This window comes from Mesorhizobium sp. M0060 (assembly GCF_040323155.1).
GTDB lineage: Bacteria > Pseudomonadota > Alphaproteobacteria > Rhizobiales > Rhizobiaceae > Mesorhizobium.
Genome location: NZ_JAMYUP010000011.1, coordinates 96,381 through 108,752 on the forward strand (window position 1 = coordinate 96,381; position 12,372 = coordinate 108,752).

The window sequence follows — 12,372 nt, forward strand, 5'->3', positions numbered from 1 at the left end:
CTAGTGGAGTGAATTTGACCCTTCGCATCCCATGGAGGGTCAGGCGGCATGCGAATGTCGAATTTCAAAACTTCATTAGAAATATACACTTGGTGCCCGGGGAGGGTCACTGCCTGATGAGCAAGCCGCGCGCGACCGTTGCGACAAGCGGGCCGGATGGACTGGCGCCAGCCGGCGATGTCGCGGCGATTGTCGCCGGCACGCATGGCGACCCGTTTGCCGTGCTCGGGGTGCATGAGGCGGAGAAGGGCTTTGTCGCCCGCTGCTTCGTCCCTCATGCAGAGTCCGTCACCGCCTATACGCTGACCGGCAAGAAGGCTGGCGAGCTGTCGAGGCGCGACGATCGCGGTTTCTTCGAAGGCAGACTGTCGCTGCGCAAACGCCAGCCGCTGCGCTATCACGCCAGGAATGCCGGCGCTGACTGGTGGCTGACCGATCCCTATTCTTTCGGTCCCGTACTCGGCCCGCTGGACGACTATTACATCGCCGAAGGGTCGCATCTCAGGCTGTTCGACAAGCTCGGCGCCCATCTCATCGATCATGAGGGTGCATCGGGTGTGCATTTTGCCGTGTGGGCGCCCAATGCAAGGCGCGTCTCGGTGGTCGGCGACTTCAACGAGTGGGACGGCCGCCGGCACACCATGCGCGACCGTCGCGATACCGGCATTTGGGAGCTGTTCATTCCCGACATCGGCGCTGGCCGCCCTTATAAATACGAGATCATCGGGCCGGATGGCGTGAGATTGCCGCTCAAGGCCGATCCGTTCGCCTTCAAGTCCGAGCTGCGCCCGGCAACCGCTTCAGTGACGGCGCTGCCGCCGGCGCATGAATGGGGTGACGAGGCGCACCGGAACTACTGGCGCAATGCCGACCACAGGCGCGAAGCCGTATCGATCTACGAGGTCCACGCCGGCTCATGGCGGCTTCACGACGATGGCAGCTTCCTGTCATGGGACGAACTCGCTGACCGGCTGATCCCCTATGTGGTCGAGACGGGTTTTACCCACATCGAATTCATGCCGATCTCCGAACATCCTTTTGACCCGTCCTGGGGCTACCAGACGACGGGTCTCTACGCGCCGTCGGCCCGCTTCGGCGATCCGGACGGTTTCGCCCGCTTCGTCGACGGCGCCCATCGTGCCGGCATCGGCGTCATCCTCGACTGGGTGCCGGCGCATTTCCCGGTTGACGAACACGGGCTGGCAAAGTTCGACGGCACCGCGCTCTATGAGCATGCCGATCCGCGCAAAGGCTTCCATCCCGACTGGAACACCGCGATCTACAATTTCGGCCGTCGCGAGGTGGTTTCGTTCCTTGTCAACAATGCGCTGTTCTGGGCCGAAAAATACCACATCGATGGTCTGCGCGTCGACGCGGTCGCCTCGATGCTTTACCTCGATTATTCGCGCAAGGCCGGCGAATGGATTCCCAACGAGAAGGGCGGGCGCGAGAATCTCGAGGCGGTCAGTTTCCTCCAGCGTATGAACAAGGAGGTCTACGGCCACCATCCCGGCGTGATGACGATCGCCGAGGAATCGACCTCGTGGCCGAAAGTCTCGCAGCCGGTGCATGAAGGCGGACTGGGCTTCGGCTTCAAGTGGAACATGGGCTTCATGCACGACACTTTGGAGTATTTCTCCAAGGAGCCGATCTTCCGCAAGCACCACCACAACGACATCACTTTCGGCCTGGTCTACGCCTTCAGCGAGAATTTCGTGCTGCCGCTGTCCCATGACGAGGTCGTGCACGGCAAGGGCACGCTGCTTAACAAGATGGCCGGCGACGACTGGCAGAAATTCGCGACGCTGCGCGCCTATTACGCCTTCATGTGGGGCTATCCCGGCAAGAAGCTGTTGTTCATGGGCCAGGAGTTCGCGCAGCGCCGCGAGTGGAGCGAGGCGCGCGCGCTCGACTGGAACCTGCTCGATTTCCGGCTCCACCGTGGCGTCTGGCAGACGGTGCGCGACCTCAACTATCTCTACCGCTCGCGCCCGGCGCTGCATGCCCGCGACTGCGAGCCGGAGGGCTTTTCCTGGCTGATCGTCGATGACAGCGCGAATTCGGTGTTTGCCTGGCTGCGCAGCGCGCCGGGCGGCAATCCGGTCGCCGTCATTTCCAACTTCACGCCGGTGCCGCGCGACAATTACCGCGTGCCGTTGCCGCAGCCCGGAAAATGGCGCGAGATCATCAACACCGATGCCACGGACTATGGCGGTTCCGGCAAGGGCAACAGCGGCGCCGTCGAGGCCCGGGCGGAAGCGGGAGGAGGCATTTCGGCGACGATGCTTTTGCCGCCGCTGTCGACGATCATGCTCGAATTCGTCCCGGACTGAGCTATGTCCTTGAACGAATAATGTGGGAGGATAAGAATGGCTGAAATAAAACGAACCCAGCCGCTGGCACGCGACGCCATGGCTTATGTGCTGGCCGGCGGCCGCGGCAGCCGGCTCAAGGAACTGACCGACCGCCGCGCCAAGCCGGCGGTCTATTTCGGCGGCAAGACGCGCATCATCGATTTCGCGCTCTCCAACGCGCTCAATTCCGGTATCCGCCGCCTCGGCGTCGCCACCCAGTACAAGGCGCATTCGCTGATCCGCCATTTGCAGCGCGGCTGGAACTTCCTGCGGCCCGAGCGCAACGAGAGCTTCGACATCCTGCCGGCCAGCCAGCGCGTCTCGGAAACGCAATGGTATGAGGGCACCGCCGATGCCGTCTACCAGAACATCGACATCATCGAGGCCTACGGGCCGGAATACATGGTCATCCTTGCCGGCGACCACATCTACAAGATGGACTACGAGCTGATGCTTCGCCAGCATGTCGAGGCTGGCGCCGATGTCACCGTCGGCTGCCTCGAAGTGCCGCGCATGGAAGCCACCGGCTTCGGCGTCATGCATGTCGACACCAAGGACACCATCATCTCCTTCATCGAAAAGCCCGCCGATCCGCCCGGCATTCCCGACAAACCGGATTTTGCGCTGGCCTCGATGGGCATCTATGTGTTCAAGACCAAGTTCCTGATGGAGCAATTGCGTCGCGATGCGGCGGAGCCCGGCTCGAGCCGCGACTTCGGCAAGGATATCATCCCCTACATCGTCGAGCACGGAAAGGCGATCGCCCATCGTTTCGCCAAATCCTGCGTGCGCTCGACCGCCGAGAACGAGGCCTATTGGCGCGACGTCGGCACGGTCGACGCCTATTGGGAAGCCAATATCGACCTGACCGACATCACGCCGGAACTCGACCTCTACGACCGCGACTGGCCGATCTGGACCTATGCCGAATTGAAGCCGCCGGCAAAGTTCGTCCATGACGAGGATGGCCGCCGCGGGTCGGCCGTCTCGTCCCTCGTCTCGGGCGATTGCATCGTCTCGGGCGCTTCGCTGAAGCGAAGCCTGATCTTCACCGGCGCGCGCATCAATTCCTATTCGACGCTGGAGGAGGTCGTCATGCTGCCCGACGTTCATGTCGGCCGCAACGCCAGGCTGAAGCGCGTGGTCATCGATCACGGCGTCAGGATTCCGGAGGGGCTGGTGGTCGGCGAGGATCCCGTCCTCGACGCCAAGCGTTTCCGCGTTTCGGAAAAAGGCATCTGCCTGGTCACGCAGGACATGGTCAACAGGCTGGGATCGTAGTGCATGCAGGTTCTGTCGGTGACGCCCGAGATCTTTCCGCTGGTCAAGACCGGCGGGCTCGCCGACGTAACCGGCGCCTTGCCCGTGGCATTGGCCGGCAACGGCGTCACCATGCGCACGCTCGTCCCCGGCTATCCCCAGGTGATGGACGCCTTCAGGAAAAAGAAGGCGGTTCAACAATATCCGCTGCTGCACGGCGGCAAGGCTTCAGTGCATGCCGTCCAGATCGCCGGGCTCGACCTGTTCGTGCTCGACGCGCCGCATCTTTTCGACCGTCCCGGCGGCCCATACGGCAATGCGACCGGCGCCGACTGGCCGGACAATTGGCGGCGGTTCGCGGCGTTGAGCCGGGTCGGCGGCGACATCGCCGGCGGCGCTATCTCGGGCTACCTGCCCGATATCGTCCATGCCCATGACTGGCAGTCGGCGATGACGCTCGCCTACATGCGCTACGGCAAGGCGGTCGGCACGCCGTCGATGATCACCGTGCACAACCTCGCCTTCCAGGGCCAGTTCGGCGCCAGCATCTTTGGCGAGCTTGGCCTGCCGGCGGCGGCGATGGCGCTCGACGGCGTCGAATATTATGGCGGCGTCGGCTTCCTCAAGGCCGGCCTGCAGGCCGCTTGGGCGATCACCACGGTCAGCCCGACCTATGCGCAGGAAATCCGCTTGCCCGAATTCGGCATGGGCCTCGACGGCCTGATCAACATGCGCTCCGTCGATCTCCATGGCATCGTCAACGGCATCGATACCGAGATATGGAACCCGGAAACTGACAAGCATCTGGTTTCCAACTACACGGCAAAGACGCTCAAGGCGCGGATGCCCAACAAGGCCGCGGTCGAGGATCGCTTCAACCTCGATCGCGACGACAGCCCGATCGTTTGCGTCGTCAGCCGGCTGACCTGGCAAAAGGGCATGGACATATTGGCGGCAGTCGTCGACGGCATTGTCGCGGCAGGTGCGCGGCTGGCGATCCTCGGCTCCGGCGATGCCGGCCTCGAAGGCGCATTGCTTGCCGCCGCAGCCCGCCATCGCGGTCGCATTGGCGTAGTCGTCGGCTATGACGAGGGGCTCTCCCACACCATGCAAGGCGGCTGCGACGCCATCATTATCCCATCGCGCTTCGAGCCTTGCGGGCTGACGCAGCTTTACGGCCTGCGCTATGGCTGCGTGCCGGTCGTCGCGCGCACCGGCGGCCTTGCCGACACGGTCATCGATGCCAACGAAGCCGCCATTTCGGCCGGCGTGGCGACCGGCTTCCAGTTTGCGCCGGCCAATGCCGGCGCCCTGCTGCATGCCATCCGCCGCCTTGTCGAGGCGCATGCCAACCCCACGGTCTGGACGTCAATGCAGCGGCAAGGCATGAAGGCCGACGTGTCGTGGGACAAAAGCGCCGAAAAATATGTCGAACTTTATCGCTTGCTGCTTTCGAAAAGGGCTGCCTGACGCATGATCCGCACTGTCGCTACCAAACCCTATACCGACCAGAAGCCCGGCACCTCCGGGTTGCGCAAGAAAGTCCCGGTGTTCCAGCAGGAGCACTATGCCGAGAACTTCATCCAGTCGATCTTCGACGCGCTGGAAGGGTTCGAGGGCAAAACCCTGGTGATCGGCGGCGACGGCCGCTTCTATAACCGCGAGGTCATCCAGAAGGCCATCGCCATGGCCGCGGCAAACGGCTTCGGCAAGGTGATGGTCGGGCAGGGCGGTATATTGTCGACGCCTGCCGCTTCGCACGTCATCCGCAAATACAAGACCTTCGGCGGCATCATCCTGTCGGCCAGCCACAATCCGGGCGGCCCGCATGAGGATTTCGGCATCAAATACAATGCCGGCAATGGCGGCCCGGCGCCGGAAAAGCTGACCGACACGATCTTCGAAAAAACCAAGGTGATTTCCAGCTTCAAGATCGCCGATATAAACACGGTCGATATCGATACGATCGGCACGGTGAAGGCGGGTGACATGACCGTCGAGATCATCGATCCGGTCGCCGATTATGCCGAACTGATGGAAAGCCTGTTCGATTTCGACGCCTTGCGGGCGCTGTTCAAATCAGGCTTCCGCATGCGCTTCGATGCCATGCATGCGGTGACCGGTCCCTATGCCAAGGAGATCCTCGAAAACCGGCTCGGTGCGCCCAACGGCACCGCCCGTAATTTCATCCCGCTGCCGGATTTCGGCGGCCACCATCCCGATCCCAATCTGGTCCACGCAAAACACCTCTATGACGAGATGATGGGACCGGACGCGCCCGATTTCGGCGCCGCCTCCGACGGCGACGGCGACCGCAACCTGATCATCGGCAAGGGCATTTTCATCACCCCATCGGATTCAGTGGCCATGCTCGCCGCCAATGCCCATCTGGCGCCGGGCTACAAGGCGGGGCTGAAAGGCATCGCCCGCTCGATGCCGACCAGCGGTGCTGCCGACCGGGTCGCCGAAAAACTCGGCATCGGCATCTATGAAACGCCGACCGGCTGGAAGTTCTTCGGCAATTTGCTCGATGCCGGCATGGCGACGATCTGCGGCGAGGAAAGTGCAGGCACCGGCTCCAACCATGTCCGCGAAAAGGACGGGCTGTGGGCCGTGCTTTTGTGGCTCAACATCCTTGCCGCGCGTGCCGAAAGCGCCAAGCAGATCGTTACTGAGCATTGGGCGGCTTATGGCCGCAACTACTACTCCCGCCACGACTACGAGGAGGTCGACACCGATCGCGCCAATGCGCTGGTCGACGAACTGCGCGCCAAGCTGGGCTCGCTGCCTGGCACCAGCGTGCGCGGCATGACGATCGCCAGCGCCGACGATTTCGCTTATCACGATCCGGTCGACGGCTCGGTCAGCAAGAACCAGGGCATCAGGGTGTTGTTCGAGGGCGGCTCGCGTGTCGTCTTCCGCCTGTCCGGCACCGGCACCTCGGGCGCGACGCTGCGCCTTTATGTCGAGCGCTACGAGCCGGACAAGAGTCGCCACGATCTCGACACCCAGGAGGCGCTTGCCGATCTGATTGCGGCGGCCGACGACATTGCCGGGATTCGCAGCCATACCGGCCGCGCCAAGCCGAGCGTGATTACGTGAGCCTATCCGCGTTGCCGATCGGAGGGCTGGTTTCCTGGCGCAGAAGCTTGACAGGTCGGATGTGCTTGCGCTGACGGATCGCACGCCTTGGAAATCGGCCAAAACGCCCATCGCTTCGTCATCCTGGGGTCTGCGCGACGGAGCTTCGCTCCTGCTTCGCCCAGGGATGACGAAGTTGGGAAGGCCTCGGCCAATCCCGAACCTTTGCGATGCTCCACAACAAGGTTGGCGCGCGTGAGCCAGCTCGGCGCAACCATCACCAAAGAAGGCATTCGCTTCGCCGCATGGTCCTCGTCGGCTCGGCGCATCTGGGTCTCGATTTTCGACGTGCGAGGCAACCGCGAGATCGACCGGCTTGAACTCCAGCCCGAAGGCGAGGGCGTGCATACGCTTTTTGTTGCCGGTCTCGCCGCCGGCACCCGATACGGGTTCCGTGCCGACGGCGACTACGCGCCGGAACAGGGTCTCTGGTTCGATCCCGACAAGCTGCTGGCCGATCCCTATGCCGTCGAGATCGACAGCCCCTACAGATATGACAGCCGGCTAGCCGCGCGCCGGAGCGAGGGGGCCGACACCGCGCCGCTGATGCCGAAGGCGATTGCCGGCGCCTTGCCGGAACCCTTGGCCGCCTTGCCGCCTCTGTTTCGGCCCGGCGGCCTCATCTACGAGGTCCCGGTGCGCGCCTTCACAAAGCTGCATCCGGACATTCCCGAGAAGCAACGCGGCACCATTGCAGCCCTCGCTCATCCCCTTGTTGTCGAGCATCTGCAAAAGCTCGGCGTCGCAGCGGTCGAGTTGATGCCGGTGACGGCATCGATTGACGAACGGCATCTGCCGCCGCTCGGGCTGCGCAATGCCTGGGGTTATAATCCTGTGACCTTCATGGCGCTCGATCCACGACTGGCGCCCGGCGGTCTGGCCGAGTTGCGCGGAACGGTCGTCGCGCTGCGCGACGCCGGCATCGGCACCATCCTCGACCTGGTGTTCAACCACACCGGCGAAAGCGACCGGCTCGGGCCAACGCTGTCGCTGCGCGGGCTCGACAACCGCGCCTACTACCGGCACGAGGCCGACGGCAGGCTGGTCAATGACACCGGAACCGGCAATACGGTCGCCTGCGACCATCCGGTCGTCCGGGAAATGGTCCTCGACACCCTTCGCCACTTTGTCCAGCACGCCGGTGTCGACGGGTTCCGCTTTGACCTGGCGCCGATCCTTGGCCGCGTCGACGGCATTTTTGACCCCAATGCGCCGCTGCTGAACGCCATTCGGAACGACCCTGTTCTTGGCGACAGGGTGCTGATCGCCGAGCCCTGGGACATCGGGCGGAATGGCTATCAGCTCGGCAATTTTCCGCGGCCATTCCTCGAATGGAACGACAAATACCGTGACGATATCCGCCGCTTCTGGCGCGGCGACAGCGGCATGATCGGTGCGCTGGCGACCCGGCTGGCGGGTTCGTCCGACGCCTTTGCCAAGCCAGGCCAGCCGACCAGCCGCAGCGTCAACTTCATCGCCGCGCATGACGGCATGACGCTGGCCGATATAGTTGCCTATGAGCACAAGCACAACGAGGCCAATGGCGAACAGAACCGCGATGGCCACGACGACAACCTGTCCTGGAACAATGGCGTCGAGGGCGAGACCAACGACCGGGAGATCGATACGGCCCGTTTCGATGACCGGTGCGCGGTGCTGGCGACGCTTTTTGCCTCGCGCGGCACGATCATGCTGACGGCCGGCGACGAATTCGGCCGCACCCAGCGCGGCAACAACAACGCCTACGCGCAGGACAATGACATCACCTGGCTCGACTGGGCCGGGCGCGATCAGGCGCTCGAGCAGTACACGGTTCTGCTTGCCGCTATGCGTCGTGCCGCGCCGGCGCTTTTGGACACAAGCTTCCTGACCGGAGAGCCGCCTGCGGGCTCGCAACTGCCAGACGTCGCCTGGGTCACGGAAACCGGCGTGCCGCTCGACGAGGCAGCCTGGGGCGACCCTAGGCGGCATCGGCTGGTCATGGTTCTCGGTGGCGATGAGGACAGTCGCCTTGCGGTGATCATCAATGGCGACCGCCGGGCCTGCATGTTCACGCTGCCGGAACGGGCGGGTTTTCATTGGCGCCCAGCCATCGAAACGAATAGTGGCGATATCCCACGGCCGGTGTCGGGGCGAACGGTCATATTTATGATTGAACGCAGCGCCGCGCGGGCGGGCGTAGGGGAGAGCCATGATGGCTGACAATGCCGAATGGTGGCGCGGCTGCGTCATCTACCAGATCTATCCGCGCTCCTTCCAGGACACGACAGGCGACGGCAGCGGCGATCTCAGCGGCGTCACCTCGAGGCTGGCCCATGTCGCATCGCTCGGTGTCGACGCAGTTTGGCTGTCGCCTTTCTTCAAGTCGCCTATGGCCGACATGGGCTACGACGTTTCGGATTACTGCGCCGTCGATCCGATGTTCGGCACATCAGAGGATTTCGACGCGCTGGTTGCCGAGGCGCACCGGCTCGGCCTGAAGGTGATCATCGACCAGGTCTTGTCGCATTCGTCGGATCGGCACGAATGGTTCGTCGAAAGCCGCACGAGCCGCGATAACCCCAAAGCCGACTGGTACGTCTGGGCCGATGCGAAGCCCAACGGTAGCGCGCCCAACAACTGGCTGTCGCTTTTCGGCGGTCCTGCCTGGGAATGGGATGCGAGCCGCAGGCAGTATTACATGCACAATTTCCTTGCCTCGCAGCCGGACCTGAATTTCCACAATCCGGACGTGCAGGACGCCTTGCTGGAAACGGTGCGGTTCTGGCTCGAACGCGGCGTCGACGGGTTTCGGCTGGATACGGTCAACTACTATGTCCACGACCGCTGGCTGCGCAGCAACCCGCCTTTGGCGGAAAGCGTCGCCGGCACCAATACGGCAACCAGCACCTATCTCTATCAGGAGCATCTGTTCGACAAGAGCCAGCCGGAAAACCTGGCTTTCCTCAGGCGATTCCGGGCGTTGCTTGACGAATATGCAGGCCGCGCCGCCGTCGGCGAGATTGGTGACGAAAGCCGTTCGTTACAGACGCTCGCTGCCTACACCGGCGGTGGCGACAAGCTCCAAATGTCCTACACGTTCGACCTGCTTGGCCCGCAATTCTCCGCGGCGCATGTGCGCGGCTGTGTCGAGGCCTTCGAGAGTACGGTGTTCGACGGCTGGGTTTGCTGGGCGTTCTCCAACCACGATGTCGTGCGCCATGTGAGCCGCTGGACAAGGCCGGGCAGCGATCCGGACAGGGTGGCGAAATTCTCGATTGTGCTGCTTTCTTGCTTGCGCGGATCGATCTGCCTCTACCAGGGCGAGGAACTCGGGCTGGACGAGGTCGAACTGGCGTTTGAGGATTTGCGCGATCCTTTCGGCATCCGCTTCTGGCCGGGGATCAAGGGGCGGGATGGATGCCGCACGCCGATGGTCTGGGAGGCTGGCGCCGACAATGCCGGCTTTTCAACCGGCAAGCCGTGGCTCCCAATCGCGGCAAGCCATCGCGCCCGCGCGGTCGACGTCCAGGACGGCGTGCAAACCTCCGTCCTGGCGAGCTACCGGGCGATGCTGGCCTTGCGCAAGCAGCATCCGGCGCTGGTTCGAGGCTCGATCCGGTTTTTCGATGCCGAGGGCGACGTCCTTGCCTTCATTCGAGAAGGCGGTGACGAAAAGCTGCTCTGCGTCTTCAATTTCGCCGACGAGCCGGCCAGCTGGCCATTGCCGCAGGATCTGGATGCGATAGAGCCGATAGATCTTGGCGGTACTGCCGGCGTCTTGCAGGAAAGAACTCTGTCGCTGCCGCCGCTCGGCTGCTTCCTCGGTCGGATCGGCTGACCTCTATTGATCTTATTGAACGAGTACGGAGCGCCCGCAAGTCGCACCGACAACCCGCACATCGGCCTCGCCGACATGCACGCCAAGCGCCGCAAGCACGTTATAGACCAGTGCGTCGACTGGCGCCGTCACGCCGTTCAGAAGCGTTACCACCGCCGGCTTCACTGTTCCGAGCAGCGCAGTCACGTCCAGCCCGAGGCCCAGCGCATTGACCGAGAGCGACAACCCGCTGACCAGTGACGTGGTGAGCGATTGCGTCAGGTTCTTTGTGGCAACAGTTTTTATCGTCTTGTTGGCGATATCGGTGCTGTCGAAGGTCAATGTGGTCGGGTCGTTGTTGGTAATAGCAAGTGATGAAGAACCCTTCACATCGACCAGATTGAGGGTGAGCAGCAGAAGCTTCACGCTTACCTGTGCAATCGTGGCATCGGAGAACGATTGCGGGTTGCTGAAATCGGCGAAGGCGGATGAGCTGTTGTCGGCGTCGCTGGCGGCAAGGTGCAGCGAGGCCACGCCGGGCTGCGCGGCAATGGAAACCTTCAGGCTTTCTGGCCGGCCCGTCGGACAGCTGATGTCGGTCAGCTTGGCTTCGGCATAGGCTACTTCGACATGCAGTGGCAGGTTGACCGACAGCAGGCTGATGCCGCCACCGAGGTTGGAACTGCCGATGCCGACGGTGGCGACCAGCTTGATTCGTGTCTGGGCGGTACGCACCACGGTGCCCTTTTCACCGACCGCCAGCCAGGGCGAGTATTGCATGGGTTCGCCGATGGCGATCGAAAGCGTGGTGGAGGTAAGCCCCGGAATCGTGGCACCGAGATTGACCTGGACCTGGTTTGAGCCATTGGCCAGCGCGGCGGCGGCGCCGAGCATGCCCATCGCGCTTGCGTCGACGGAAAAGCCGGCCGGCTTTTGCCCAAGGCCGAGGCTGCCGATCGAACCAAGATCGACAAGATGATTGAGCGGTATCTTGACCGTGTTGGTGGCCCTCGACGCGATCGTCTGCAGCACAAGTTTGCTCGAACTGCCTGACCCAGAAGCGTTGGCCATCGCGGTCGCGATCTGGCCTACCGTTGCTTTCGAGGCTAGCACGTCGGAATAGGTGACGCCGGTCAGTTGCAACTGCACCGCAAGGGCATCGATGAACGAAAGCACGTTGACGTCGGCCGAAATCAGCGCGTTGTAATCCATAACCGAGAGCGAGATGTTGCCGCCTAGCAGCCCACTGAGAAGCGCGTTGAGAATGCCGCCGTTGACGCTGAGAAGCCTGGATCCGACCGAGAACATCGCTTGCGGGGTCATGCTGGCAATGGCTTCGGTGCCGACAACCGGAGTAGGGATGAGCGAACTGGCGAAATACCGGGCGGGGATTTTGCGCAGAGTGACGCGAACGGCGTTGTAAGGTGTTTTGCCGGCTTCGAAGCGCTTGTCGACGCCGACGGAGGCCGCCGCTGAATATCGGCCGCCGGTGACCGACACGACGGTTTTCCCAAGCGTGGGAACGATTGTCTGACCCGGCTTTTGAACAATGATGCCGGGCATTCGGTTGTCACTGAGCGTGGTTACCGCCGCGGCTTCCATATTGTTGATGTTCGACGCCGCGGTGATCGCCGCCAGATCGGTCATCGCCTGGGCTTCCCTGCGCTCCGTGTAGATCGAACCTTCGTCGACAGCGAAGGCCGCTAGCCCCAGCGCGAATGGCGCTATCAGCGCCGTCATGACGGCAAAGTTCGCCTTCACGTCGCCAAGCATCGAGCGCCCGATCCGGCCGATGCCCCTCAGCAAGAACTGCGACAT

7 protein-coding genes are annotated in these 12,372 nt (G+C 62.9%); 6 read left to right on the forward strand and 1 reads right to left on the reverse strand.

The features are described from left to right. The first annotated feature begins 116 nt into the window (after positions 1-116). The 6 genes from glgB (at position 117) to bglA (ending at position 10,575) form a co-directional block, all read left to right on the forward strand. On the forward strand, positions 117-2,333 hold the full coding sequence (gene glgB, locus NKJ94_RS13535) for a 1,4-alpha-glucan branching protein GlgB (RefSeq protein WP_352525593.1): 2,217 nt from the start codon (positions 117-119) through the stop codon (positions 2,331-2,333). 36 nt (positions 2,334-2,369) lie between these two features. Next, positions 2,370-3,635, forward strand: coding sequence for a glucose-1-phosphate adenylyltransferase (glgC, locus tag NKJ94_RS13540; RefSeq protein WP_352525595.1), 1,266 nt, complete (start codon positions 2,370-2,372; stop codon positions 3,633-3,635). A gap of 3 nt (positions 3,636-3,638) precedes the next feature. Further along, entirely contained in the window at positions 3,639-5,084 is a 1,446-nt protein-coding gene (gene glgA, locus NKJ94_RS13545; protein ID WP_352525596.1) for a glycogen synthase GlgA, read from the forward strand. A 3-nt stretch (positions 5,085-5,087) separates the two neighbouring features. Continuing rightward, on the forward strand, positions 5,088-6,716 hold the full coding sequence (locus NKJ94_RS13550; protein WP_352525597.1) for an alpha-D-glucose phosphate-specific phosphoglucomutase: 1,629 nt from the start codon (positions 5,088-5,090) through the stop codon (positions 6,714-6,716). A gap of 234 nt (positions 6,717-6,950) precedes the next feature. Further along, positions 6,951-8,957, forward strand: coding sequence for a glycogen debranching protein GlgX (glgX, locus tag NKJ94_RS13555; RefSeq protein ID WP_352525598.1), 2,007 nt, complete (start codon positions 6,951-6,953; stop codon positions 8,955-8,957). Then, a complete protein-coding gene (gene bglA / locus NKJ94_RS13560; protein WP_352525599.1) occupies positions 8,947-10,575 on the forward strand; it encodes a beta-galactosidase BglA in 1,629 nt (542 codons plus the stop codon). Before glgX ends, bglA begins: the two co-directional genes overlap by 11 nt. Positions 10,576-10,587: 12 nt before the next feature. Here bglA and NKJ94_RS13565 read toward each other — a convergent pair whose 3' ends face one another. Continuing rightward, positions 10,588-12,372, reverse strand: a complete 1,785-nt coding sequence (locus tag NKJ94_RS13565; protein ID WP_352525601.1) for a pilus assembly protein TadG-related protein — start codon at positions 12,370-12,372, stop codon at positions 10,588-10,590.